Source organism: Flavicella sp. (assembly GCF_029238425.1).
Classification (GTDB): domain Bacteria; phylum Bacteroidota; class Bacteroidia; order Flavobacteriales; family Flavobacteriaceae; genus Flavicella.
Genome location: NZ_JAQWGB010000017.1, coordinates 14,681 through 41,477, shown reverse-complemented (window position 1 = coordinate 41,477; position 26,797 = coordinate 14,681). Strand labels below are relative to the sequence as shown.

Genomic DNA, 26,797 nt, shown 5'->3' with positions numbered 1-26,797 from the left:
ATTCTTTAATACAAATTGTTTTTATATATAAGGTTCTTTTGTAAAGAAATAACCATTTAAAAACAATATCATGAAATTAAAATTACACTTATTTATAGCAACCGCTATTACTCTTTTCACCCTAATTCCTTTGCAGTCTCAATTATATAATTTTGAAACCGAAGTAGTTGGTTGGAATGGTTCCTTTAATTCATCTGCAACCTATAACGCAACAGAAGATGCATTGGAATATGTTAGAACAAATGCTAATAACTCATTACAACTGGCAGCACCTGCCGATCCAGCTACCGTAGATGCTACTGCAAAAAACTATTTAAGAATTAATTATAAAAATCTAGGGGGAGCAACTCAATTACGTTTGAAAGCAACTTCAGGTGTTGATGATAACAATACTTCCATGACTATTTCTACGACTACAGGCTATGAAAATATATACTTGAATTTGTCGGGTGCAACAGCATGGGATGATGCAAGTGAGGTAATTCTGTTACAATTTAGAAGTGGATATACTGAAGGGGAAGGTGCTATCTTTATCAAAGAAATTGAATTTTTCACTGTATCACCATCGGAATTAGAAGATTTTCTAGGATTTGAATCTGCGGACGATGGAGAGTTTGGTGTTATGGAACCAAATGCAAACGGAAATTCAACAGTTACAGGTTGGTATATTCAGAATGACACGCATTGGGCTTTTGATAACACTACTGTTAAAACAGGTTTATATAGTGCCAAATTTGATGCAGCTGCAGGTATCGGAGATAACAAAATGCAAGGTGCGGGTAGTAGTTCTCCTGCCAACTCAAAATTAGATCTAGCAACTGGAGATTGGTATGTTACAGCGGATGTCTATATACCTGCAGCTAATACGGTTCCTGAATATTTAAAATTCAATGTTAAAGATCCATCAAATAACTTCACAATTACTCTAGCGGATAATCTTGCGAAAGACCAATGGAACACAGTTCAATCACCAACCATTACGGTAAGTTCAGAAAATATTGCGGATGGGTATAATTTAATTTCCAATGGTAGAGATACAAACTCTTTGATGTATGTTGATAATATTCAAGTCGTTGATGCATCTACCGCTTCTTCAAAAGATAATAGACTTGAGAATGTTTCTATTTATCCTAATCCTGCTGCCGAAGTTGTTCATATTTCTACCGATATAGATAGTAATATCTCTATTCTAAACTTAGCAGGACAAACAGTTTACTCAACTCAAGCAAAAAGCACTAGTACCGTGATAACAGTTTCAGATATAAACGCTGGAGTTTATATTGTTTCTATCACAAGTGAAGGAAAGTCCTATAAATCAAAATTAATTATAAAATAGAACCCCATCCCTATTTTATTAGAAAGCTCGTTGAAATGGTTCAACGAGCTTTTTTTTATATCTTTAAAAAAACTTAAATATGATTTTAGGAGTTTCTAAGTGGTTTGGTGAAAAAGTTGGTATCGAAGAAAAATACATGCGGCTAATTTTTACCATTGCAATTGTTTTCTACGGAGTAGGATTGGGATTTTATATTGCCTTGTGGCTTTATAAAATAATCTCAAAGGAGTAATTATTTATTCTTCTCTTCTATCCAACGAGACATAAATTCCGTGCTTCTCATCGTATGAAACAACAACATACTGCCTATAAAATTAGAGTTTCTATGGCCTTTAATGTCAAGCTCTATTTGTGTGATTTTCTTCAATAATATATTACTGAAATAAGATTTATCATAGCAATTTTCAATAAGCTGAAAACCATTCTCCTGAGATTTCTCCCATAAGTTCTTATCCGTATATAACTCTTTTGCTCCAGCAACTAAATCTTCTATAGAATTACTTACAACTCCCGACCAATCATGAGCATCATGCATGGCTTCTGCACCTATTTTTGTGGTTACACTAGGAGTTCCATTGAGCATCGCATCAATGAATTTCCCCTTTAAACCAGCACCAAAACGCAAAGGTGCTAACATTACTTTTGCATTCTGCACTACAGAATTCGCATCTTTCGCCCAACCTTTGATAAAAAAATTCTCCTTTGGATTGTTCAATTGCATTGCCTTTTGTGGCGGATAAGAACCATAAATATGCAATTCAGCCTCTGGTAACTTTTTTCTCAAAACAGGCCATATTTCTTTTTTCAAATACAGTACACTGTCCCAATTAGGGTCATGTCTAAAACTCCCAATGGTCACAAAATGAGATCTATCTTCAAAACTTTGCAATTCTTTTTTCCGCCCTTCCGATACAGGATCTAACAAAAAGGGAACATAACACAATAACTGAGGCGGTACCATAAAAACTTCTTCTAAAATTTTCATTTCTACAGAAGAAATCATCAAACTTACATCTGAACGAAAAATACTCGCTATTTCTCTTTTGGCTACCTCAGAAAATAAATCTGTTTTTTCAAATGCTCTATTTTCTTTAAATGCTTTTTGCCGAGCTTTTCGAAGGCAATGCAAATCTTCAGTATCTAAAATTCTAATAGAATCAGGACTATTTTTTTCTACACGCCAACCAAATTGCTCCTCCGTCATAAAACGATCAAACAAAACTATTTTAGGCTTTGCATCTTCAATATATGTATCAAAACTACTATCATTCAATACAATATTTTTTATTTCAACCCCAATATCTTCTATAGGGTATCTATATTCACTATCATCCGTAGCACTTGCAAATACAACCTTGTATCCCTCATTCAAAAAGCAAGTAATCAATTGCATCATCCTACTTCCAGCTGCAGATGAGTTGGGTTCTGGCCATACACTGCCAATGACAAGTACTTTTTTTTGCATCACATTCCTTTTATCAAAAGTTCTTCAACTAGTTCTTTTGTCATGGTTTTACCTGAGGCATTGCTTCGAATTGCATCAAAAGTATAGCGATAATCACAACCGTCTTTATAAGCTGAACAACCATATGAAGAACTTCCCTTAATGACTTCCCCTTTTTTACATTTCGGACAAATCAAAGCTCCTGACTTTGCATACCTCTTAGATTCTTCAGGCTTTAATATTAATTGATGATTCTCGTCAAAACCGATAGCACCATTAATTTTGGAACCTTCTTTTTTAAAACCTTTTAAAACAACGGTCTCTCCTTTCGATAAAAGTCTTTTAAACTGATTGACTGACACTTTTTTCCCTAAAAACTCAAAGGGAAGTCTAAAGGTACAACCTGCTTTGTATTCAGAACAACCATAAGCACTAGTCCCTTTTAATAATTTCCCTTTTTTGCATTTAGGACAATCGCTTCCAGACACATCACTTTTACTAACTTTTTTGGTTGCTTTTGGCAATGGTGTTTGTTCTGCAGAAAAACGTCTGGTATTTTTTTCCATACGCACTTCTACCACCAAATCGTCTACCATTTTTTTCATATTATTGATAAACTGCCCTGCACTATAATTGCCTTCTTCAATCTCTTTCAATTGCTTTTCCCATTGTCCGGTTAACTCAGCCGATTTCAATAATTCATTTTGAATAGTATCAATCAACTGAATTCCCATTTGTGTAGGAAGAATTTGTTTTTTATTTCTCTCTATATATTTTCTTCTGAAAAGAGTTTCTATAATATTCGCTCTGGTAGAGGGTCTACCAATTCCATTGGCCTTCATCAAATCTCTCAGTTCATCATCCTCCACTTGTTTTCCTGCGGTTTCCATTGCTCTTAATAGTGTTGCTTCGGAATAATTCTTAGGAGGCTTTGTAGTTTTTTCATTAAAAGAAGGGCTATGGGGTCCCGACTCACCTTTTACAAAAGTTGGCATCAACACCTCATCTTTATTCGCCGTTTTTGACTTTGTACTAGAAAAAACAGTTCTCCAACCTTCAGAAATTATTTCTTTTCCAGTTGCTTTAAAACTAACTTTTGCAGCTTCTCCAATGACTGCCGTATTCGATACTTCACACTCTGGGTAAAAAACAGCAATAAATCTTCGTGTAATAATATCATATACATTTTGATCGTGTTCCCCTAAATGACTCTCCATACCTGTAGGAATAATTGCATGGTGATCCGTTACTTTTTTCGAATCAAACACCTTTTTTGATTTCTTCAAAGGTTGCCCTCTAAGCGGTCCTGTCAACTCAGCGTATTGCGTTAATTTTCCAAGAATCCCTGGTACTTTCGGAAAAATATCATCAGGTAAAAATGTGGTATCTACTCTAGGATAGGTGACTAATTTTTGCTCATATAATTTTTGAATGATTTTCAAGGTTTGATCTGCTGTATACCCAAACTTTGTGTTACAGTAAACCTGTAAACCTGTCAAATCAAATAATTTTGGAGCATATTCTTTTCCCTTCTTCTTTGTAACGGAAGTAATTTCAAAAGGAGCATCTTTTACAAGGTTTAAAGATGCCTCACCATCTTCTTTTTTCAGAAACTTTCCTTGTTCGTTATTAAAAACAGTATTTCTATATTCGGTTTGTAGCTCCCAATAAGGCTTCGGTTGAAAATAAAGTATTTCTTTATACCTATTCACCAACATCGCTAAAGTTGGTGTTTGCACTCTACCAACAGAAAGAACCTGTTTTTGAGCACCATAACGAAGCGTATACAAGCGAGTTGCATTCATCCCAAGCAACCAATCTCCTATCGCTCTTGAACTCCCCGCATAATATAAATTATCGTAATCCTCCCCATTTTTCAAATTTTCAAAACCTTCTTTTATGGCTTCAGGAGTTAAGGAAGAAATCCAAAGTCTATCTACCCTTCCAGTATAATTAGCTTGTTTGATCACCCATCTTTGAATCAATTCACCTTCTTGACCAGCATCCCCACAATTGATCACAACATCCGCTTTATCAAATAAGGATTTAATCGTATTGAATTGTTTTTGAACACCATCGTTACTCGTCAATTTTATATCAAATTTCTCCGGCAACATGGGCAACGTATTCAAATCCCAACGTTTCCAGTGTGGCTTGTAATCATCCGGTGTAAATAAAGTACACAAATGACCAAAAGTCCATGTAATTTGGTATCCATTTCCTTCAAAATAACCATCATGTCTTTGATTTGCTCCTAATATAGTAGCAATCTCTCTAGCAACACTCGGTTTCTCGGCAATACATACTTTCATAAAATTCTAGATTTTTATAGCGGGAGGACACAAACTTACACAACTATTTTTAATTAGAAAATAAAACTAACGTACTATAAAAAGGAGTTTTCAACGATTTTCTAAACAAATATTTTGATTTAATTAACGACTAAAAGAATACAAAACCCTAATTTTGTAACACAAATGAAAAAATCAAATCTTTGGAATCGCAGTTGTACCGCAATCATATTTTGTACACTTTTTCTTGTTACTTCAAGAGTTAGTGCACAAATAGAAACAATGCGTCCGGGTAGTTTGGATAGTGATAAGGATTTTATCATTCCCTCTATCCCGAATAGTCCTAATGACACTTTTGAATTTATTAACCCTGAAAATGAGGCCGACAAATTTGAAGCTGCCTTGAACAGAATCATGCTGCAACAAATTGCAAATCAAGAATTAAAATATTTACAGCAAAAAGGGATTATTGATAAGGAAAAATTTTACAAACAGAGAGTAAAAGCTGAAATGGATGCCATTTCTAATCGAATGCCTATTATTGACAAAGATTTAGGTGGATTTAGCACACAGAGTGAATATGTAACAATTATTTGTAGGGATTTTTCTTATGCTGATGGAGATGTCGTTTCTATCGTTGTAAATGGAGAAACCAGAGTTCGTTATATTGAGTTGACAAATAGTTACCAGCAGTTCACGATCAATCTAGTAGAAGGATTAAATACTTTGTCGTTTGTAGCACTTAACCAAGGTTCTTCCGGTCCAAATACAGCAGCATTTATGGTTTTTGATGAAGGTGGAAGAGTATTATCATCCAATCAATGGAATTTGGCTACTGGCGCCAAAGCAACACTTTCTATCGCTCGAGACAAATAACTTATTCAGATAATAGGGCATCTATCATTTGAAAACTTTTAGAACTGTCCCAATTTGCCGCTCCTGTTTTATTTAACACAATGTCACCTTTCTTATTTATGATATAGGTTGCAGGTATGCTGTTGGTGGTATTCAATTCCAAAGGAATTCTAGTGAGACTATTGTAAACTGGTAAATCGTAGTTATATTTTTTTAAAAAAGGTTCCACTTTTACCAAGGATTCATTCGTTACAAATAAAAATACCACTTCATTTTTATAAGCATCATACAAATTTTGAATCGCTGGCATTTCAGCACGACAAGGTGGACACCATGTAGCCCAAAAATTCACGAAAACAACCTTTCCTGAAAAATCTGCTAAATTTATATTATCCGTATTTAATCCTTTTAACTCCCAACTCGCATTTTGAACAGCAACGACTTTAGAATCCAAAGAAGGAGAAAAAGAAATCGTTTTTATAAACCACTCTTTTGAACTTGGATTTAGAAGTAAAATAATTAGGATTACAAAAATAATATTACTCCATTGCTTCTTTACAAATTGTTTCATCACACAAAATTATTTAATTCCATATAAACTTAGTGTAACCAAAGCTACAGTACTTACAAAAAAAGGTAAAAACAGTAATAAAATTTGTAGCTTTAGCTATTCAAATCAAGTAGGCATATGCAACACAGTACTTTCCTCAATCTAAAGGGTCTTTTAAAAAACACGCAATTAGGAGGGACCGAAGACCAGAATCTTATGGTTCCGGATGAAAGAAGGGTTTTAACTCCTAAAAAAACTGTGTTGGACGAAGCAAAAAAAGCAGCTGTTTTGGCATTATTTTATCCTAATAAAAATGGAGAAACCTGTTTGGCATTGACCTTACGACCAAATTATTCTGGAACGCATTCTTCCCAAGTAAGTTTTCCTGGGGGTAAAAGAGAAATAAATGATAAAAACCTTGAAGAAACAGCCTTAAGAGAGACATTTGAAGAAATTGGCATTGAACCTACCGAAATAGAAACCATACGTGAAATCACAGAAGTCTATATTCCTCCAAGTAATTTTTTGGTAACACCCTTTATTGGAATTGCTAAAAACAAACTAGATTTTATAAAAAATCATGAGGTTGAAAAAATGATTGAAGTCCCCCTAAAACATCTTTTAGATGACTCTTTTCTAGCCATTGACACAAAAAAGACATTTTATGCAAAAAACGTGGAAATTCCCTATTTTAATTTTGACAATCAAATGGTTTGGGGAGCTACTGCCATGATAATCAGCGAGATTAAAGAACTTATAAAAAGGCTATAAAAACCATTTCTTTTTGTAAATTTGTTGCCACTAAAAACTAAACACTTCTAAATGAAATTCATTAAAAAAAATCCTTTTGGTCATATTTTATTCTTAAAAAAATGGCTCATCAGAATTGTAGGAGTAGTTTCTCATAGAAGGTATAATAAGTTTAATAAATTACAGATCGAAGGATCTGAAATAATTAGAGACTTACCGGATTCAAACGTTTTATTTGTAGCAAATCATCAAACGTATTTTGCTGATGTAGCTGCTATGTACCATGTATTTAATGCTTCTTTAAAAGGACGGGTAGACACCATCAACAATATCGGTTATATTTGGAATCCCAAATTAAACATGTACTATATAGCTGCGGCTGAAACAATGAAAGCAGGAATTCTTCCAAAGATTTTTGCATATATGGGATCTGTATCTATTCAAAGAACTTGGAGAAGTGAAGGTAAGGATGTAAAAAGACAAGTAAAGATGTCTGATATTAGCAATATAGGAACTGCCTTAAATGACGGTTGGGTGATAACATTCCCTCAGGGAACTACAAAACCTTTCAACCCTATTAGAAGAGGTACTTCACATATTATAAAAACATACAAACCTATCGTTATTCCAATCGTTATTGATGGGTTTAGACGTTCTTTCGATAAAAAAGGTCTTCTTATTAAAAAGCGAGGTGTTTTACAAAGTATGGTGATCAAAAAACCACTTCAAATAGATTATGAAAATGATTCTTTTGATGATATTGTAAAACAAATTGAAATGGCCATTGAGCAACATCCATCTTTCTTAAAAGTTATTTCTGTTGAGGAATATAAAAAACAAGAGGATGAACTTAACAAGCAAAGAGAGTTCTGGCAAACAAAGAGCTAATCCACTAATTTTCAATCAACATCATTGACAGTCAACTATCTATATTTTTATTTTTTAATATAGAGAAAACCAATAGTTTTTATTATTTTTATCGCAAATAATGATACTATGACTATTACACAATTAAAGTATATACTAGCTGTTGCCGAACACAAAAACTTTACCGTTGCCTCTGAGCACTGTTTTGTAACACAGCCTACTTTAAGTATGCAAATACAAAAGTTAGAAGACGAGCTTGATGTTGTCATATTTAACAGAGCAAAAAAGCCAATATCCTTAACAGAAATAGGTGAAAAAATAGTTTTTCAAGCAAAAACGATTGTTGAAGAAAGCAATAGGATAAATGATATAGTAGATCAGCAGAAAGGATATATAGGTGGTGAATTTAAAATCGCCATCATTCCTACTATCATGCCCACACTGTTGCCCATGTTTCTTAAAACATTTAACAACAGACACCCAAAAGTAAATCTTCAAATTGAAGAATTGACTACTGAAGAGTGTATCAAAAAATTAACCGATGGACATATAGATGCCGCAATTGCAGCAACTCCTTTAGAAAATCCAAGTATCAAAGAAAAACCCTTGTACTACGAACCCTTTGTTGGATTTGTTCCTAATTCGCATAAGCTGTCCAAAAACAAGTTATTATGTGTAGATGAGTTGGATGCTGATGATATTTTACTACTAAAAGATGGACATTGTTTTAAAGAAAGTATTTTAAACATGTGTAGTTCTTTCAATTCTGCCAACGCGAAGTCCTTTCGACTAGAAAGTGGAAGTTTTGATACATTGATCAAATTAGCGAAAGAAAATTTAGGGATGACACTGCTTCCTTATTTACATAGTTTGGATTTATCCTCTGAAGACAAAACTCTTTTAAGAGAATTTGAAAAACCTGTACCGGCAAGAGAAGTAAGTTTGCTATATCATAAATCTCAATTAAAAATGCAGTTGATTGAAGCTTTAAAAACAACAATAGATGGCATTGTAAGAGGTGCCATTTCTTTCAATGACGTAAAAATTATCAGTCCAATCGCTAAGAAAAAATAATACTAAAAAAGCCTGTAGAAAATTCTACAGGCTTTTTTTATACTACTAGTTCTAAGCAATCTCTTAACTCTGGTCGATCTACCGTAAAACTGTTCAACCATATCTTTAATTCTTCTATTTCATGGGGAAACAATTTTTTAATTGCTTTTTCTAATTCCTTATGAAATAACTCTGAATTAAAACTTACTTTTTCTAATATTTCTTTAGTATAATCAAATACTGCTCTTGACATTTATTTTTTTTTAGGTAATACTTTTTCAACACATCAAATATACTCAAAAAAAATGCTAGATGTTTCATCTAGCAGTCTTTTAACATTTGTTAACATTACTTCTTTTATAAAGCATTTATTTTTGCGACCAATCCTGTTGCAACAGTCTCTAATTCTGCCTTAATAGATGAAAAATGTGCTTTTTTACTTTCAACATTTTTTACATGAATTTTATCCATTAAAGTATCAAAAGAAGAAATTGCTTCATCAATAATTTCTTGAGTCTTTGAAGCATCTGCACCTTCATTGTTAAACTCCCATACGTAACATGCTTCAATAAGATCTCCTAAAGTATTATGGATATCTTTCTTTAAATTTTTAATTGCTGCCATTATTTTCTTTTTTTATTTGATGCAAATTTAGTCAATTATAACGGATTAGATGTTATAAACAAGTTAAGATACCTCATTGAGCAATCGCTATCAATTCTTTAATGTTTTTAAAGGTTTTATAGGACTCTTTTGAACACTCTAATTCATTTACTTGTTCATGTAACCAAGTTGTATGATACGGGATATGAATCGCTGAAGCACCTATTTCAACTAAAGGTAGTATATCAGATTTTAAAGAGTTTCCGATCATTAAAAACGCTTCGCATTCAATATCCAAATGATTTACAATTTTTACATAATCAGATTCTTTTTTATCGCTCATTACCTCCACATGATGAAAATATTTTAGCAAACCTGATTTTTCTAATTTTCTCTCCTGATCCAGTAGGTCTCCTTTGGTGGCCACAATCAATCTGTATTTTCCTTGAAGTTCTTTTAACACCTCTTCTACTCCATCCAATAATTCAATTGGTTTTTGAAGCATATCCTTTCCAATCCCCAAAATTTCATCAATTACTTTTGCCGGTACTTTTTGATTGGAAATCTCAACTGCCAACTCCACCATCGATAAAATAAAAGCCTTTACACCATAACCATAATGCTTTAAGTTGGCTATCTCTACTCTATACAATTCTTGATTGATTTTGTTTTCAGTTTCATAGGCAGATAAAAGTCGGGCTACCTCGTGCTCTGCTTCTCTAAAATAAGGTTCATTTACCCACAGTGTATCGTCCGCATCAAAAGCAATCACTTTTATTTTATCAAAGTCTATTTCCATAATTCATTTGCCTTTATCAAATCTTCTTCAGTATCAATACCTATTACTTTAAAAGGTGTTTCAACCATTTTAATTTTTTTACCATATTCTAAGAATCGAATTCCTTCTAATTTCTCGGTAGCTTCATTTTGTTGCATAGGCATTTCTGTAAAAGAAGTCAATGCCGATTTTCTAAACGCATATATTCCAATATGCTTATAGTAAGTTGTATCAATTTCTTTATTCTGTGGATAAGGAATTGGGGACCTAGAAAAATACATCACACAATTAAAAGAATCCATCACAACTTTTACATTGTTAGGGTTTTCTATCTCTTCCCATTGATCCATAGGATGCACCAATGATGCTAAATCTATTTTATGATCAGGGTCCTTTTTAAAAACATCAATAAGATCTCTCAAAGGCTCCATTCTGGTAAAAGGCTCATCTCCTTGAACATTTACAACCACATCAACATCTAAATCCACTGCTGCTTCTGCAATTCTATCAGAACCGGTTTCATGATTCTTGAGGCTCATAAAAACCTTTCCTCCTGCCGATTCTACTTTTTCTTTAATTATTTCACTATCCGTTACCACATAGACATCATCAAAAAGTCCTATTTGAACAGCTGCTTGATAGGTTCTTACAATTACGGGTTCTCCTCCTAGGTCTTTTAATAATTTTCCTGGAAATCTAGAGGCTCCATATCGAGCCGGTATCATCGCAATAACTTTCATAGTAGTACGTAAAAATTCAAGTTTAAAAATAAACACCAAAGATAGAAAAAAGGATTTCTAGGTTTTAATTTTTCACAGACATTATGAAATAAAACCAAACAATCTAATTTTTTGTACATTAGTGCAGCATGAAAATAAAAAACTACAGTTATTACTCTAAAAATTGCCATCAACCAAAATCAGTTGACTGTTTATAAACTAACCACATTTATTATGTTATAAATGCATATTTTCATGAACTAAAATCAACAATACTAACTTAAAATTAAATTTATGAAAAAATTATTAGCAGAATTTATTGGAACATTTTGGCTCGTGTTAGGAGGCTGTGGTAGTGCTGTACTCGCTGCTGGTGTTGACACAATTGGAATTGGACTTGTTGGAGTTTCTCTTGCATTTGGTTTGACCGTATTAACTGGAGCTTATGCTTTAGGTCATATTTCCGGTGGACACTTTAACCCTGCCGTATCTGTGGGATTGTTTTTGGGAGGTAGATTTGATAAGAAAGACCTATTACCTTATATAATTTCTCAAGTATTGGGTGGAATTGCAGGAGCAGCCATTTTATTTATTATTGTAAGTAGTTCACCTGATTTTTCAGGAGTAGGAACCGCACCAGGCTCTTTTGCGAGTAATTTTTATGATGCCAATGTATACGGTGTTAATTTTGGAATGATGGGTGCACTTGTAACTGAAGTTGTGATGACCTTTATGTTTTTAATCGTAATCTTAGGAGCGACGCATAAAAATGCCTCTCCAGGATTCGGAGGAATGGCAATTGGTTTGGCTTTAACTTTGATTCACTTAATTAGTATTCCTGTTACCAATACATCAGTAAATCCTGCTAGAAGTACTGCTAGTGCTATTTTTGTTGGTGGTGAAGCCATGGGACAGTTATGGTTGTTCTGGGTAGCCCCTATTGTAGGAGCAGCACTTGCCGGTATTGTGTATAAATTTATGGCACCAAACGATTGATCAATTATTAAACAGATTTAAAATGAATATTTCAGAATTAATGACATCCTCAAAAGAGGCTTTAGCAAACAAATGGGGATTGGCAATTGGAACTTTTTTAGTGTTCCTTTTACTCTCTGGTGGGTCGCAAGCGATTGCAGAAACCTATCCATTAACCCCTCTTTTAACAGTAATAATATCAGGTCCTTTTGGGGTAGGATTGAGTCTTTTTGCATTAAAACTTTCCAGGAATGAAGAAGCTAGATTTGAAGATTCATTTGCGGGTTTTTCTAACTTTTTAAATTCATTCTTAGCCTATATATTAATGACTTTATTAATTGTGGCAGGTACTATTTTATTCATCGTTCCTGGAATTATTATTGCCATTGCGCTAAGTATGACTTACTTTATTATAGCAGAAGATGATCAAATATCAGCAGTAGACGCTTTAAAGAAAAGTTATAAAATGATGGATGGTCATAAAATGAAATATTTCTTTTTATGTCTTCGATATATAGGATTAGCTTTATTATGTATCTTAACACTAGGTATCGGTTTTCTTTGGTTGGTACCTTATATGTATGTAACCAATGCTAAATTTTATGATGAAATAAAAGATGAAACCGTTATTGATATTTTAGCTTAAAAGATTAAAGTTACTCAATCAAAATACAAACCTCATAACATACGTTTATATTTTGTTAAATTTTCAAAGACAATAGGGTTTAAAAGAATTAATTTAATATATTTGTTTTATGATGAAAGAATTTTTAAACATATCTCAATTACTAAAAGCTACGACAACTGCATTAAAATCTATTTTTAATATGGAAAATCGCGGTATGTCAGCTGTATATATTAAAGTTGAAAAACGAAAAAGTCCTTTTGATCATTTTAAGAAATAAAAAAATATCATTCAACTATATCAAAGGTGCTTTTCAAAAGAAAAGCACCTTTTTTTTTTTACTATTAATTTAAAATAACAATTATGAAAACAACGATGCACACAATTATGAAAGCCTTAAAAAACATTTCAACGGTCTTATCCTTTCAAAATAGAAGAATCCCAGAAAGCTACATCCCCATATATATAACTCATTGATTTAAAAATTATGAAAACGCATTACCCAATACAAACAAACACTTATAGTTTCAACATCGCAAAAAATGATGTAAACAATAAAAAAGCATTATTGCCTTCTGTTTTATACGATAAAATGGAATCTACTGCCAAGCTATTTCTAAAAGGCATAGAAGAGCATAAAAACATACAGCAACATCTTTTTAAATTGAATGTTTTACAACATGCATTTTTAAAAGATAGACTGAAAATTACACATACCATTCAAAAGTTAAACGAGCAGGAAATTTTATTTACCGTACTGGTACATAAAGAAAATAGCGCAAGTAAAGAAATTATTTGCAATGCCACTTTTGGATTCAAGATAAAAGACAAGGACAATTTAGAACTTGCCTCCTAGAAGAAATGCCGATACTGTATTAGTATCGGCATTTTGTTTACCGGTTATCCCATCGGAATAACCTACCTTTGCACCTTATACATTATTTATGACATTCAAAGAATTAGAGATCGTTGCTCCAATACAAAAAGCACTTGACTCAAAAGGATATACAACCCCCACTCCCATACAAGAACAAGCCATTCCTATTTTATTAAAAGGAAATGACTTATTAGGGTGTGCTCAAACAGGTACTGGAAAAACAGCAGCCTTCGCTATTCCTATTATTCAACAACTTTTTAATAGTTCTAATACTCAAAAAAGACCAAAACGTATCAAAGCCTTGATTGTGACTCCTACAAGGGAATTAGCCATACAAATTGCTGATAACTTTGCGGAGTATTCAAAAAACACACATTTAAAAAACACGGTAATTTTTGGTGGTGTAAAACAAGCCAGTCAAGTAGGAAGACTTAAACAAGGGGTTGATATTTTAATTGCCACTCCTGGTCGTTTGTTAGACCTAATCAATCAGAACTTACTTTCATTAAGATATATAGAACATTTTGTTTTGGATGAGGCAGATCAAATGCTGGACATGGGCTTTATCAATGATATCAAAAAAATACTTAGGCTTCTTCCTGAAAGAAGACAATCTCTTTTCTTTTCAGCTACCATGCCGCAGAATATTAAAGAGTTATCACAAACCATCCTTCACAATCACCAAACGGTTACCATCAAACCGAAACAAGCAACTGCAGAAAAGGTTGGACAATCTATCTATTTTGTAAAAAAAAGTGATAAAACAAACCTGTTGATTGACATCATCAACCAAAACTCTAAACTAACAACGATTGTTTTTTCTAGAACCAAACATGGAGCAGATAAAGTGGTAAAAAAACTTGCGCAGGCGGGTATCAAATCCGCAGCCATCCATGGTAACAAATCTCAAAACGCTAGACAAAGAGCTTTAGGTGCTTTCAAAAATGGGGAGTTAAATATTTTAATTGCAACTGACATTGCCGCAAGAGGAATTGATGTATCAGACTTGGCCATGGTAATCAATTTTGATTTACCCAATGTACCGGAAACTTATGTTCATAGAATTGGTAGAACTGGTAGAGCTGATGCAAGTGGTAATGCCATTTCATTTTGTGATGTTGAAGAAAGAGCGTATTTACGAGATATAGAAAAACTAATCAATCAAAAAATTCCGGTAATCGAGGGGCATGATTTTGTGGATGACAGCAAGGAATCTTTTGAAAAAAAGGGCCCTTCTAAGCAAAAGCAACAAGCCAGAAGAAAGGGAAATGCGAACAAAGGAAAACCAAAAAACAGGCGAAGAAATCCTAAATCATAAGACTGTCGAAAATCTACTTTTCATTTAATTCAAATGTAAAGATTTCGTTATTCTTTTACCATTTGTTTAAAAAATAAAATAATCATTAGCATTTTTAACAATATAATGCTAAATTTGGTTACAACTAATTATAATTAATTTACAAAAATGAGTAAAGGTACAGTAAAGTTCTTCAATGAAACTAAAGGTTTTGGATTCATTACGGAGGAAGGATCAAGTAATGAACATTTCGTTCACGTAACAGGTTTAATCGATGAAATCCGTGAGGGTGACGAAGTAGAATTTGAATTACAAGAAGGTAGAAAAGGTATGAATGCAGTTAACGTAAAAGTTATCTAAACACATATTTTAAAAAATTAAAAAGCCTATCAATTTATTTTGATAGGCTTTTTTATTGTAGTAAATCTTTATAATTATTCTTTGATAACGCGAATTACTTTCTCATCTATTTTTAAAATGTAGATACCAGACACTAAAGATTCTAAATTTAATTGACTAGTCCTTGAAGACAAAACACCTTGCTTTACTGCGATTCCCGACATATCCAATATTTGATAAGATATATCTATTGAATCCATTTCAATAAACAATTGAGCAGTCGTTGGGTTTGGATAGACAGTAACTTTGAGTTCGTCCTTGAAAACTTCAGCCGTGGATAAAGCCGTATCATCATAAACTTTTATATTATCTATAGCCATATCTCCAGCATAAGTAGCCCCACGAACCGCTCTAAAGAAAAATCGCACCGTTTGATTACCGTAAGCATCTAAATCTACACTTGTAGTTAAAAAATCATCTGAAGTATCATCCTGTTGTTCGTCCACAAATTCTTTCAATAAAATTGAAGTACCACTTTCATCAATCATATAAAGTTGTAATGTTCCCATTTCACTCCCCACCATATGATAATCAAAATCAATTTTTGGTGTTGTAAAGACACTTAAATCAATAGGAAAATTCAAATGCAAATCTGCAGTTGATCCATGATCTGTCCCTGTATTATTATTTGCCTCTAAAAATGCATAATAACCATCTCCGCCAGAGCCAGATTCAGGCCCAGTGCCATTTGAACTTGTTGACCCCGAAGCAATATACCAAACTGCTGTTGTTTCTGCCTGTTGCAGCAAACAATCTTCATCTTCTAAAATAAATTTTGAGTTGTATGATTCGAAATCCTCAAGTATCATTTCACTTACGGTGGCACATAAGGTTGAAAAGGAAGTCAACTGTACCCAAATACTTTCTGAACTCTCAGAACATTGAGATCGAACATAAACGTCATAACTTGTTCCTATACTTAACCCCGTAATTTGATGCGTGGTCTGAGTCACTTCTACAAAAGTACCATTTCCTTGAGTAAACCCCTTTTCACCATATTCTAATTCCCAACTCAACTCTTGATATCCTTGGGACCATTCTAAATCTACGGAACTTGTGCTCCATGAGGTTGCTTTAAAATTAGTTGGTTCTTCACATTCCTTTAAAGTTTCTCTTTCAGTTACTCCTTCCCATAAACTTTTACTAGACTCCCCACAAACTGCTCTTACGTAAAAATCATAATTTGTATCAAAATCCAATCCTGTTACTGTATAAGGATTAGTTGTTATTCCCGTAACAATTGTTCCTACACCTGTATCATTTATAAATCCTTGAGGTCCATACTCTATTTCCCATTCTGTCTCATCTCCATTTACCGTCCAAGAAATTTCTATGGTTGTCGGTGTACTATTTGAACTTTTTATATTATCAGGTTTCGGACAGGTATAGGAAGTTGTAAATTTAGAGGATACCACCCAATTAGAATAATCACTATTGCCACAACTTGCTCTCACGTAAGCTTTATAGCTCGTGTTTTCTAACAGCCCTGCAGCTGAATAACTATTTTGAGATAAAGATTCTCCAGCAATCACAGGCTCATCAAGACTCGATTCTTGAATAATAATTTCCCATGCGGTTTCACTATAACCAGCTGTAAAATTAACGGTAGCAGAAGTATCTTCAATTTCAGAGACTATTATATTACTAGGATCTGAACAACTTGTATTTGTAACAGACAATTCATCTATCATCCAATAATTCCCCTCTACTCCTAAATCATCAAAAACAAATTGAACTTGCATTGATGGGTTTTTGTAGCTAGAAATATCCAATTCGACTAAATCAGGATTTGAAAATGAAGCACTCCCAGAGTGAGTATGCACGGTAACCCATTGAGTTCCGTCAAAGACTTGTACAATAGCTATATTACTGTTGTCGCTACTATTAAAAGCCTCATCAAATTGTAAGATCAATTTAGTTGCGGCACTAGCGTCAAAAACAGGACTTAACAACGTTTCTTTAAAAGTTTCTGCAGCCACTTTTGCTGCTACACTTCTAAAAGGACCTTCTATAATAATCTCTTCCTCAACATAGTTATTAGAGACAAATGCAGCATTGGTGCCATTTAAATTCTGAGACTCAACATTTCCAGAACTCCAAGTATCACCTGTTGCAGAACCTTCATCCATTGTAGTAAAAGAGCCTAAATCTGTATCAAAGTCTTCAGATATGTAGGTCTGAGACTGTAACACTCCGACGAATAGCAATAATATAATTAGAATATTTTTCTTAATAAAACTCATAAGTAGTAATTTATAGGGTTATAAAATGTTGCCAAACATTAAAAACTATAGAAAATTACCAAATTGGTAACTTATTTTCATATCTTTGCATAAACAATAATAAAGTGAGAATAATATCAAAACGAGTACTAAGAGATTTTTGGCTAAAACATGCTGATAGTGAACAACAATTAAAATCTTGGTATCGGGAGACTGAAAAAGCTCAATGGAATAATATTAATGATTTAAAAACTGAATATCCTAATGCGAGTATTTTAAAAGAAAATAGGATTGTTTTTAACATTAAAGGGAATAATTATAGACTGATTGTTAAATTTAATTTTGAGTATCAAATCTCTTGGATAAGATTTATTGGAACTCATGCAGAGTATGATAAAATTAACGCAAACGAAATTTAAAATGAATATATCACCAATTAGAAACGAAAATGATTATCAAAAAGCACTTGTGAGACTTGAAGCAATTTTTGATTCAAAAAAAGGAACTAAAGAAGGAGATGAGTTAGAAATATTATCTATTTTAATTGATAAATATGAAAACGAAACTTCTCCTATCGGATTGCCAGATCCGATTGAAGCTATTAAATTCAGAATGGAGCAAATGGGAATGAAACAAAAAGATTTAGCCGAAGTTGTTGGATTTAAAAGTAGAGTAAGTGAGATTTTGAATAAAAAAAGAAAATTGACATTAGAAATGATTAGAAAATTAAATACTAATCTTCATATTCCAACGGATGTCTTAGTTCAAGATTACTAAAAAACGTTAGGCAACAACGGCTATAAAAAATGTGGGCATCTGTCCTAATTCAAAGGTTTATGATTTATCTATTAAGTCACAAACCTTTTTTTCTTTCGTTTATAAAAAAAGACTAAATTTATAACTCAAAAAAAAGCTATGTTTTGTGCTAGGTCGAAAATCTAGTACTTTTCTAATCCCACACATTTCATAGCCAAAACCGTTGTAGTAGGTATTATTAAAACACTCAAAAGCCTAAATACCCTACCCTTTCACTATCTTATTTTTTTATTTTTTTTTACATGTTTTAAAATCAGGTGATTGATTGGATTTATTCCTAAGCCTTCAACATTATTTTGAGTAAATCGTACAACCTCATCATAATACAAAGGAACCAAAGGTGCTGATTCCATCAACAGACTATCCATTTTTTGATACAGACCTTCTCTTTTCTTTTTATCAACAGTTCGAATAGATTCTTCAAATAACAAGTCATAGTTTTTATTACTATAATGCGTGTAATTTGGTCCGTTTGGTGAAAACTTTTTGGTGTGAAAAATAAATAAATAATTTTCCGCATCAGGATAATCTGCTACCCAACTTCCTCTAAAAATACTCAATTGACCATTTACTTTTGTTTGACGTAAAGTAGAAGGAGGCATCACATCAATCTCTACATTCAATCCTGTTTTTTCCACTTCTCTCTGGATATATTCACACAAATCTAAATACTGACTATTAGTACTAATAGTCACAGATGGTTCCGTATTACCTGTTTCTTCAATATAAGACTGAACTAAATTTTTGGCTTTTTCCGGTTGATAATCATAACCTTTCATATGATTAAAAGAAGGCAACCCTTTTGGAATAAAACCATTTACAGCAGGTGTTCCAATACCATTTCTTAAATACAGAATCATTTTTTTTCTATCAAAACCGTAGTTCAATGCTTTTCTAATCTTTAGCGACTGCACTTCGTTTTCTTTAGCATCCAGATAAATCCCTAAATATTCTGTATTCAAATAAGGCCCCTTTACCATATTTATTTTCCTCTTATAAGTTTCTGTTAAAGTTCCTTTGGTTGTTAAAAGTTCATCCTTATAAGAGGCATCTATACTATTTAAAAAGTCCAGATTCCCTTGCACAAATTGTAAAAACTCACTTTGTTTATCCGGCAAAAAAGTTACTGCTACAGCTTCCATATAAGGCAATCGTTTTCCAAGAGAATCTCTTTCGTAATAGAGGTCGTTTTTTCTAAAGACCAACTTAGTATTTTCTACCCATAGTTTAAAATGAAAGGGGCCTGTACCAATAGGATTGGATCTAAATTTATCTTTAAAACAAGCAATCGCTTCTTTTGGTACCACAGAACAATAGCGCATACTTAACAAACTAATAAAAGGTGGAAAAGCTTGTTTTAATTCAATCCTAAAAATAGAATCATTGACTGCTTCAAATTGAGACACATGCTCTAACACCCATTTACCAGGTGATGCAACTTTCGGATCTAGGAGTCTCTTAAAACTGTATTCAAAATCTTTCGCGGTTACTCTTCTTGTAGAATCTTTTCCAAACAACATATGCTTATGAAAAAATACATCGGAACGTAAAGTAAACTCATAATTCTTTCCTTCATTGGATATCTCCCAAGATTTTGCTATATCAGGCTCCACTTCCAATTGATCATTCAACTGAACCAAGCTATTGAAGAGTTGATTTGTTGCCCAAATAGTTCTTAAATCTTTCGCAAAAGCTGGATCTAACGTGGTAATATTTGCCGCTTCGTTATAACGGAACACTCTATCTGTCTTCTCTGATTGATTTCCTTTGGAGCAGGAAAATAATATTCCCACTATAAGAAACCCCAATAAAACTTTAAGTTTACAATTGTCTAAACGTTGATTATCCATACATTATTTTAATAATTCGGGCATTCATCCTGAATATAAAAGTTAACTAATTTGATGCTAATAATTCAGTCAAAAACGTATAAAAAAATTGAGTTTAAAGACTTACTTTTGTACTCGACAAAAGTACAAGAATGAATACAGATAAAAAAGTAGCTTTTTACACTTTAGGATGTAAATTAAATTTCTCTGAAACTTCAACTATTGCTAGAAGTTTTCAAGATGAAGGATTCGAAAGAGTTGACTTTGAAGAAAAAGCAGATATCTATGTGATCAACACATGTTCGGTTACTGATAATGCTGACAAACGCTTTAAATCGATTGTTAAAAATGCTTTAAAGAAAAATGAGGATGCTTTTTTAATTGCTGTTGGATGTTATGCACAACTTAAACCTGAAGAATTAGCCAATGTTGATGGCGTTGATTTGGTTTTGGGTGCAACGGAAAAATTTAAAGTTACCGACTATATAAATGACCTTTCCAAAAATGACATGGGAGAAGTTCATTCCTGTGAAATCTCTGAAGCTGATTTTTATGTAGGTTCTTACTCTGTTGGAGATAGAACTAGAGCATTTTTAAAAGTGCAAGATGGATGTGATTACAAATGTACTTATTGTACCATTCCGTTAGCCAGAGGAATTTCTAGAAGTGATACTTTGCAAAATGTGTTAAAAAACGCGGAAGAAATCTCACAAAAAAACATTAAAGAAATAGTTCTTACTGGAGTAAATATTGGCGATTACGGAAAAGGTGAATTTGGAAACAAAAAGCACGAACATACTTTTTACGAACTAGTACAAGCTTTAGATGACGTAAAAGGGATTCATAGATTGCGTATTTCTTCTATTGAACCTAATTTACTAAAAAATGAAACCATCGATTTTGTTGCTAATAGCAAAACTTTCGTCCCTCATTTCCACATCCCTTTACAAAGTGGTAGTGACACACTTTTAAAATTAATGAAACGACGTTATTTGCGTCAAATTTACACAGATAGAGTTTCTGAAATAAAAGCTAAAATGCCAAACGCTTGTATTGGTGTGGACGTAATTGTTGGTTTTCCGGGAGAAACTGAAGAATTGTTTCTTGAGACTTACAATTACTTAAATGAGATGGATATATCATACCTTCATGTTTTTACTTATTCAGAAAGGCCTAATACAGAAGCCGTTGAAATGGATGGTGTTGTCTCTGCCAATGTCAGAAAAAAACGAAGTAAAATGTTGCGTGGTTTGTCAGTTAAAAAAAGACGTGCATTTTATGAAAGTCAGTTGCAGACAGAACATACCGTATTATTTGAAAGTGAAAACAAAGAAGGTTATATTCATGGGTTTACAGAAAACTACGTAAAAGTCAAAACCCCATGGAACCCAAGTTTAATAAATACAATTCATAATATTAAGCTTACTAAAATTGACGAAGACGGCCTTGTACGTTTCGATTTTCTTTAATCATTTTTTTGGCGTACCTTATAATTATGAAAAGGCATATTTATTTTATTCCAGGTACTGCAGCAACCTCTAAAATATTTAAAGGATTAAGTTTTCCTAAAGAAAGTTTTGAATTACATTATTTAGAATGGATACTTCCCACTTCTAAGCATGAAAGTTTAGACTCCTATACAAACCGTTTCATGGAACAGATTTCTCATGAGAATCCGATCATCATTGGTGTTTCTTTTGGAGGTGTTTTGGCTCAAGAAATTGGAAAAAAAATAAATTGCGAAAAAATCATCTTGATCTCAAGTATCAAAGATATTCGCGAGCTACCTAAAAAATTAAAACTTATAAAAAAACTTCACCTTTATAAGCTCATCCCTCTCATTCCAATAAATTTTATAGAAAAAATTACGTTACATTTTTCAGGAACACGTTTGAATAAAACCATAACCTCTTACAAAGCATACCTTTCTTATAGAGATCCTAAATATTTATATTGGGCAGTCAAATCTTTACTCTTTTGGAGTTCTGAGAACCATTTGAACAATATACTTCATATTCATGGCGAAAAAGATGTCGTATTTCCAATAAAACATATTTCTAATTGTGTAAGAATAAAAAAAGGATCTCATGTGATGATTCTTTTAAAAGCAAAAAAAATAAATAAAATTTTATCTCAAGAATTAGCATAATGGCGCGAAATTTGTAACTTTAGATATACTCCAAATAACCGTTTTGAGTCTTACTAAATTTTATTCACCATGCGTAACTTTAATAAATATATTATCCCCATAACTCTCGTTTGTATTTCTTTTGCATTGTTTATCTACAGTACAGAAGAACCTATTAAAAACACGAGTGACACCTACCAGATAAAAGCTTTAAAAATCCCAAACAACTTAACTTTTGCTGGAGAAGCTATCCCATTAAATAAACCTGATGTAAGAGAACGAATCGACAAGGAACTACTTGTAAATACGTATTGGCAATCCAATGCTTTATTATTGATAAAACGTTCACACAAATTCTTTCCTGTGATAGAGCCAATACTTACAAAAAATGGAATTCCGGACGACTTTAAATATTTAGCTGTCATTGAAAGTGGACTTGAAAATGTTACTTCATCTGCAGGAGCAAAAGGATTCTGGCAATTGATGCCACATACCGCTAAAGAAAGAGGATTGGAAGTCAATAATAATGTAGATGAACGTTATAATATTGAAAAAGCAACTGAAGCCGCTTGCGATTATCTTTTACAATCAAAAGAAAAATTTGGTACTTGGACTTTAGCTGCTGCGGCCTACAATGCCGGTAACAGAGGGATCTCAAGAAATCAGGAAAAACAAAAAGTAACGGATTATTATGATTTGTTATTAAGTAGTGAAACGCAACGCTATGTTCCAAGAATTATCGCCATTAAAGAAATTCTTTCACACCCAAATCATTATGGATTTATCTTCGACAATGAAGATTTATACAAATTGGAACAGACTAAATTAGTTACTGTAGATACTGCCATCCATAATATTGCCTCCTTTGCGCAGCAAATGGAATGCAACTATAAAGAGTTAAAATTGCACAACCCTTGGTTGAGAGAAAACCATCTAAATAATAAATCTAGAAAAAAATACGAAATTAAGATTCCTTAAAACTCTTACTTTTTAAATGACTTTAACAACAACAATTTTAATACTCTTGATCATCGGACTTACAGCAGGTATTGTAAGTGGTCTTGTTGGAATTGGTGGAGGAATTATTATGGTCCCTTTGTTTGTCTTTCTTTTGGGATATACACAACATGGGGCTCAAGGATTAAGTTTGGCTATTATGCTACCACCTGTTACTTATTTTGCTGTTGCAAATTACCACAAAGCGGGTGAAGTAAACTGGAAGTATACCGTTATTGTTGCTCTATTTTTTACAGTTGGAGGATTCTTAGGATCTGAAATAGCCTTAAGTATCGATCAGGTTTCTTTGAAAAAAGTTTTTGGTGTTGTGATGTTTTTGGCTGGAATAAAAATGTTTTTTGGTAAATAATCTGTTATGAAAGAATCAAAATCTACATCACTACCAAAAAACAAAACAACCCTGACGCTAATAGGTGTTGGATTATTGGCGGGGGTTTTAAGTGGACTCGTTGGTGTTGGAGGAGGCATTGTCATGGTACCTCTTTTTGTGTACTTACTTGGTTTTACACAGCATAATGCACAAGGTCTTAGTTTGGCAGTAATGTTACCCCCTGTAACTTATTTTGCAGTAAACAATTATAACGACACGGAACCCATCAATTGGTATTACATGGTTACCATAGCAGTATTATTTGCAATTGGCGGATTTATTGGGTCAAAAATAGCACTTAAAATAAATCAGAAATCACTCAAGAAAATATTCGCTGTTTTACAGCTTATAGTTGCCATTAAAATGATTTTTGATTTTTAATAACTCGTTTATTCAAACAGCGTACTTTTCACAGCCTCCTGATACTCTTGTATCATATCTTCAATTATTTCTTGAGAAGATTCAATTTGATCAATGACACTTGCTATTTGTCCAATTTCCATCATTCCTTCAAGTGTTTCACCTTCAAAAATTCCCTTTTTCAATCTACGCTTCCCAAGAAACTCCTTTAACTCTGAAACAGTATGATCTTTTGAAAAACGTACCAGTTCTTCAAAAAATTCATTTTTAATCATTCTAACAGGGGCAATTTCTTTTAAAGTCAACATAGTATCTCCTTCTTTTGTCTCCAATACGCGCTCCTTAAAATTTTGATGTGCAGAAGATTCTATACTTGCTGCAAACCTACTTCCCACCTGCACACCATCAGCTCCTAAAACCATAACCGCCAACATACCTCTTCCAGTTGCAATTCCACCAGCTGCTATCAAGGGGATCGTAATTTTCTGTTTGACTGTTGGAATTAATGTAAACGTAGTACTCTCCTCTCTTCCATTATGTCCACCTGCTTCAAAACCTTCGGCCACCACAGCGTCAACACCCGCCTCTTGAGCTTTTAGTGCAAACTTCAAACTACTTACCACATGAACCACTGTGATGCCATGTTCCTTTAGTTTAGCAGTATATAATTTAGGATTCCCTGCCGAGGTAAAAACAATCTTCACTTTTTCCTCTATAACAATCGAAATCAATTCTTCAATATTCGGATAGATCATTGGAATATTCACTCCAAAAGGTTTGTCGGTAGCTTTTTTACATTTTTGAACATGTTCTCTAAACATTTCAGGATACATAGAACCAGAACCAATCAACCCAAGCCCGCCCGCATTACTAACTGCTGATGCTAATTTATATCCACTTACCCAAACCATACCTCCTTGAATAATTGGATATTTTATATTAAATAATTTTGTAATTCTATTTGACTTCATACTCTTTGCTTAACTTAAGCCCTAACTCTATTTTGTCTATCTTTTTAATATTTTCACAGAATGACTGTTGGTTCCTGATACTAATTCTAGAACATACACACCGTTATCCATTCCCTCCATATCAATAATATTATCGCTACTTGAAATATTTTTAACAGCTATTAATTGCCCTAAAACATTGAATATATGTACCTCCTTGTAATCATGATTCTTTGCTAGGGTAATATGCAACTTATCTGTTACGGGATTTGGATAAATCTTTATTATTTGTTTTTTCTGATGTTCAACATCTAACGACTCATAAATAGATTGGAAATCCGGAATTCCATAACCGTATTGATCAGAGGGGTTTTGAAATCTATCTGAAGATTGCACAATAAGATCTTTAATCTCACTTGCTGTTTTATTCGGGAAAGCTTGCCACAAACAAGCACTCATCCCTGCCATAATAGGTCCAGAAAAAGAAGTTCCATTAGACAAACTTACATTCCCTGCGCTATTGATAACATATACATTTCTACCCTGTGCCAAAACTTCTGGTTTGACTCTATTATCTGCTGTTGGTCCGAAAGAACTAAAACTAGCTATAATCTCATTCGCATCTACAGCTCCCACTGATAAAACAGATGGGGCATCCGCCGGAGCGCTTATATATTTCCATGAACTACTTCCTTCATTTCCCGCTGAAGTAACCAACAACATCCCTCTTGAGGATGCGATCTCTGCTCCTCTTGAAATAAAAGTTGTAGCACCATCCATATCTGAATAAGAATAACTATAGCTGGAATCATCATAAGTTGTATAGCCCAAAGAAGTATTTATAATATCTACACCAATACTGTCTGCCGCTTCCGCGGCTTCCACCCATAAACTTTCTTCAAGTGGTGTTTCTGAGCCAACATCTTCCGTCACATATAAGTAAAATTCCGCATTAGGAGCCGTTCCAATAAATTGGTGATCTATAAAAGCCCCAATGGTTGATAAAACAGAAAGTCCATGCGTATTACCTGTATCTCCATAATAATCCGAATTCCTATTGACATAATCATACCCTCCTAAAATCTCTCCATTACTCAAGTTAGCATCATGCAATCTACCAAAAGATGTAAAAGTTTCTACTCCTTTAAAGCCTGCATCAAGAATTGCAATTTTATATCCAGTCCCTAAGTAGCCCAAATCATGAAGAAAATCTCCAGAAAGCATCGTGGTTTGATTTTCTGTCTGTCCATAATTCAATTGAGCTTCCAAAGTTTTTTCTATGCTAAATTTATCTGATGCTTTTTTTCCTATTCCTTTGTTCAAGCTATTATCTTTAAACTGAACAGAATCTACGATACTCAAAGACGCAACCAAATTTATGTCCGTTATAGTACCTCTAACATGCAGCGCATTCAACCATTTAGATTTTGCCAATACTGTAATACCGTTACTTTGCGAAATTGTATTCACATAACTACTCTCCACAGGAACATCCTTAAGGTCTAAACTAATTCCTTGAGCAGTTCTTCTGTCCAAAGAGTGCTGACTGAGCATCAAAAGTGGACTATTCAAGTAAGTATTAGATGTAGGTTTATCTTTCAAATAAACCCATGCATCTTCTTCCTGAGAAAAACACAGACTGCTGAACAAACAAAAAGTAAGAACCAAAAATTTCATCTCAACAAT

Annotated in this window: 27 protein-coding genes and 1 pseudogene; 17 read left to right on the top strand and 11 right to left on the bottom strand. The window is 33.3% G+C overall.

Annotated elements, in window-relative coordinates; translation table 11 throughout:
• Window positions 1-70: 70 nt before the first annotated feature.
• Together P8H68_RS01115 and P8H68_RS01110 are read left to right on the top strand one after the other, a co-directional pair.
• On the top strand, window positions 71-1,336 hold the full coding sequence (locus P8H68_RS01115) for a T9SS type A sorting domain-containing protein (RefSeq protein WP_300320525.1): 1,266 nt from the start codon (window positions 71-73) through the stop codon (window positions 1,334-1,336).
• Window positions 1,337-1,415: 79 nt separating this feature from the next.
• On the top strand, window positions 1,416-1,568 hold the full coding sequence (locus P8H68_RS01110) for a PspC domain-containing protein (protein ID WP_300320522.1): 153 nt from the start codon (window positions 1,416-1,418) through the stop codon (window positions 1,566-1,568).
• On the opposite strand, the gene P8H68_RS01105 is transcribed toward P8H68_RS01110, so the two are convergent.
• Together P8H68_RS01105 and P8H68_RS01100 are read right to left on the bottom strand one after the other, a co-directional pair.
• Window positions 1,569-2,801, bottom strand: a complete 1,233-nt coding sequence (locus P8H68_RS01105; RefSeq protein ID WP_366144916.1) for a glycosyltransferase family 4 protein — start codon at window positions 2,799-2,801, stop codon at window positions 1,569-1,571.
• Window positions 2,801-5,092: a type IA DNA topoisomerase gene (locus P8H68_RS01100; RefSeq protein ID WP_300320518.1), complete on the bottom strand. Its 2,292-nt coding sequence runs from the start codon at window positions 5,090-5,092 to the stop codon at window positions 2,801-2,803. Before P8H68_RS01100 ends, P8H68_RS01105 begins: the two co-directional genes overlap by 1 nt.
• A 165-nt stretch (window positions 5,093-5,257) precedes the next feature.
• Here P8H68_RS01100 and P8H68_RS01095 point away from each other — a divergent pair, with 165 nt between their 5' ends.
• A complete protein-coding gene (locus tag P8H68_RS01095) occupies window positions 5,258-5,947 on the top strand; it encodes a hypothetical protein (RefSeq protein WP_300320513.1) in 690 nt (229 codons plus the stop codon).
• A gap of 1 nt (window position 5,948) precedes the next feature.
• On the opposite strand, the gene P8H68_RS01090 is transcribed toward P8H68_RS01095, so the two are convergent.
• Window positions 5,949-6,497, bottom strand: coding sequence for a TlpA disulfide reductase family protein (locus P8H68_RS01090; protein WP_300320511.1), 549 nt, complete (start codon window positions 6,495-6,497; stop codon window positions 5,949-5,951).
• Window positions 6,498-6,614: 117 nt separating this feature from the next.
• On the opposite strand from P8H68_RS01090, the gene P8H68_RS01085 reads away from it, so the two are divergent.
• The 3 genes from P8H68_RS01085 to P8H68_RS01075 all read left to right on the top strand — a co-directional run bounded on the left by P8H68_RS01085 (window position 6,615) and on the right by P8H68_RS01075 (window position 9,167).
• Complete coding sequence (locus P8H68_RS01085; RefSeq protein ID WP_300320509.1) at window positions 6,615-7,247, top strand: CoA pyrophosphatase; 633 nt, start codon at window positions 6,615-6,617, stop codon at window positions 7,245-7,247.
• 51 nt (window positions 7,248-7,298) lie between these two features.
• Window positions 7,299-8,114 (top strand): lysophospholipid acyltransferase family protein, encoded by an 816-nt coding sequence (locus P8H68_RS01080; RefSeq protein WP_300320507.1) that lies wholly within the window; start codon window positions 7,299-7,301, stop codon window positions 8,112-8,114.
• A gap of 108 nt (window positions 8,115-8,222) precedes the next feature.
• Window positions 8,223-9,167, top strand: a complete 945-nt coding sequence (locus P8H68_RS01075; protein ID WP_300320504.1) for a hydrogen peroxide-inducible genes activator — start codon at window positions 8,223-8,225, stop codon at window positions 9,165-9,167.
• Between the two features lie 37 nt (window positions 9,168-9,204).
• Here the strand turns inward: P8H68_RS01075 and P8H68_RS01070 are convergent, their stop codons facing one another.
• The 4 genes from P8H68_RS01070 to kdsB form a co-directional block, all read right to left on the bottom strand.
• Complete coding sequence (locus tag P8H68_RS01070; protein ID WP_300320502.1) at window positions 9,205-9,399, bottom strand: hypothetical protein; 195 nt, start codon at window positions 9,397-9,399, stop codon at window positions 9,205-9,207.
• 104 nt (window positions 9,400-9,503) lie between these two features.
• A complete protein-coding gene (locus P8H68_RS01065; RefSeq protein ID WP_300320499.1) occupies window positions 9,504-9,770 on the bottom strand; it encodes a hypothetical protein in 267 nt (88 codons plus the stop codon).
• Between the two features lie 73 nt (window positions 9,771-9,843).
• Window positions 9,844-10,548 carry an HAD family hydrolase gene (locus tag P8H68_RS01060; protein ID WP_300320497.1) on the bottom strand — a complete coding sequence of 235 codons (705 nt, stop codon included), beginning with the start codon at window positions 10,546-10,548 and terminating at the stop codon, window positions 9,844-9,846.
• On the bottom strand, window positions 10,539-11,267 hold the full coding sequence (kdsB, locus tag P8H68_RS01055) for a 3-deoxy-manno-octulosonate cytidylyltransferase (protein WP_300320494.1): 729 nt from the start codon (window positions 11,265-11,267) through the stop codon (window positions 10,539-10,541). Before kdsB ends, P8H68_RS01060 begins: the two co-directional genes overlap by 10 nt.
• 273 nt (window positions 11,268-11,540) lie before the next feature.
• Between kdsB and aqpZ the strand changes: the two genes are divergently transcribed.
• The 5 genes from aqpZ (at window position 11,541) to P8H68_RS01030 (ending at window position 15,380) form a co-directional block, all read left to right on the top strand.
• Window positions 11,541-12,242 (top strand): aquaporin Z, encoded by a 702-nt coding sequence (gene aqpZ / locus P8H68_RS01050; protein WP_300320491.1) that lies wholly within the window; start codon window positions 11,541-11,543, stop codon window positions 12,240-12,242.
• Window positions 12,243-12,264: 22 nt separating this feature from the next.
• Window positions 12,265-12,867 carry a DUF975 family protein gene (locus P8H68_RS01045; RefSeq protein ID WP_300320488.1) on the top strand — a complete coding sequence of 201 codons (603 nt, stop codon included), beginning with the start codon at window positions 12,265-12,267 and terminating at the stop codon, window positions 12,865-12,867.
• Between the two features lie 466 nt (window positions 12,868-13,333).
• Window positions 13,334-13,702 carry a hypothetical protein gene (locus tag P8H68_RS01040; RefSeq protein WP_300320486.1) on the top strand — a complete coding sequence of 123 codons (369 nt, stop codon included), beginning with the start codon at window positions 13,334-13,336 and terminating at the stop codon, window positions 13,700-13,702.
• Between the two features lie 88 nt (window positions 13,703-13,790).
• Window positions 13,791-15,041 carry a DEAD/DEAH box helicase gene (locus P8H68_RS01035; protein ID WP_300320484.1) on the top strand — a complete coding sequence of 417 codons (1,251 nt, stop codon included), beginning with the start codon at window positions 13,791-13,793 and terminating at the stop codon, window positions 15,039-15,041.
• 147 nt (window positions 15,042-15,188) lie between these two features.
• Window positions 15,189-15,380 (top strand): cold shock domain-containing protein, encoded by a 192-nt coding sequence (locus tag P8H68_RS01030; protein ID WP_300320482.1) that lies wholly within the window; start codon window positions 15,189-15,191, stop codon window positions 15,378-15,380.
• A 74-nt stretch (window positions 15,381-15,454) separates the two neighbouring features.
• Here the strand turns inward: P8H68_RS01030 and P8H68_RS01025 are convergent, their stop codons facing one another.
• On the bottom strand, window positions 15,455-17,662 hold the full coding sequence (locus tag P8H68_RS01025; RefSeq protein ID WP_300320479.1) for a fibronectin type III domain-containing protein: 2,208 nt from the start codon (window positions 17,660-17,662) through the stop codon (window positions 15,455-15,457).
• A 104-nt stretch (window positions 17,663-17,766) separates the two neighbouring features.
• On the opposite strand from P8H68_RS01025, the gene P8H68_RS01020 reads away from it, so the two are divergent.
• Window positions 17,767-18,060 (top strand): type II toxin-antitoxin system HigB family toxin, encoded by a 294-nt coding sequence (locus tag P8H68_RS01020; protein WP_300320477.1) that lies wholly within the window; start codon window positions 17,767-17,769, stop codon window positions 18,058-18,060.
• A gap of 1 nt (window position 18,061) precedes the next feature.
• Window positions 18,062-18,418 carry a helix-turn-helix domain-containing protein gene (locus P8H68_RS01015; protein WP_300320474.1) on the top strand — a complete coding sequence of 119 codons (357 nt, stop codon included), beginning with the start codon at window positions 18,062-18,064 and terminating at the stop codon, window positions 18,416-18,418.
• Window positions 18,419-18,672: 254 nt separating this feature from the next.
• Here the strand turns inward: P8H68_RS01015 and P8H68_RS01010 are convergent, their stop codons facing one another.
• On the bottom strand, window positions 18,673-20,307 hold the full coding sequence (locus tag P8H68_RS01010; RefSeq protein WP_300320471.1) for an ABC transporter substrate-binding protein: 1,635 nt from the start codon (window positions 20,305-20,307) through the stop codon (window positions 18,673-18,675).
• Window positions 20,308-20,438: 131 nt separating this feature from the next.
• Between P8H68_RS01010 and mtaB the strand changes: the two genes are divergently transcribed.
• The 4 genes and pseudogenes from mtaB (at window position 20,439) to P8H68_RS00990 (ending at window position 24,182) form a co-directional block, all read left to right on the top strand.
• Window positions 20,439-21,755 carry a tRNA (N(6)-L-threonylcarbamoyladenosine(37)-C(2))-methylthiotransferase MtaB gene (mtaB, locus tag P8H68_RS01005; protein WP_300320468.1) on the top strand — a complete coding sequence of 439 codons (1,317 nt, stop codon included), beginning with the start codon at window positions 20,439-20,441 and terminating at the stop codon, window positions 21,753-21,755.
• 26 nt (window positions 21,756-21,781) lie between these two features.
• Complete coding sequence (locus P8H68_RS01000; RefSeq protein ID WP_300320466.1) at window positions 21,782-22,435, top strand: alpha/beta hydrolase; 654 nt, start codon at window positions 21,782-21,784, stop codon at window positions 22,433-22,435.
• Between the two features lie 69 nt (window positions 22,436-22,504).
• The gene (locus P8H68_RS00995; RefSeq protein WP_300320463.1) at window positions 22,505-23,392 is read left to right on the top strand and encodes a lytic transglycosylase domain-containing protein; all 888 of its coding nucleotides are present in this window, start codon (window positions 22,505-22,507) and stop codon (window positions 23,390-23,392) included.
• A gap of 16 nt (window positions 23,393-23,408) precedes the next feature.
• Window positions 23,409-24,182: pseudogene (locus tag P8H68_RS00990) on the top strand (sulfite exporter TauE/SafE family protein).
• Window positions 24,183-24,190: 8 nt separating this feature from the next.
• Here the strand turns inward: P8H68_RS00990 and P8H68_RS00985 are convergent.
• Together P8H68_RS00985 and P8H68_RS00980 are read right to left on the bottom strand one after the other, a co-directional pair.
• The gene (locus P8H68_RS00985; RefSeq protein ID WP_300320460.1) at window positions 24,191-25,132 is read right to left on the bottom strand and encodes a nitronate monooxygenase; all 942 of its coding nucleotides are present in this window, start codon (window positions 25,130-25,132) and stop codon (window positions 24,191-24,193) included.
• Between the two features lie 36 nt (window positions 25,133-25,168).
• Entirely contained in the window at window positions 25,169-26,788 is a 1,620-nt protein-coding gene (locus P8H68_RS00980) for a S8 family serine peptidase (RefSeq protein ID WP_300320457.1), read from the bottom strand.
• Window positions 26,789-26,797 lie beyond the last annotated feature (9 nt).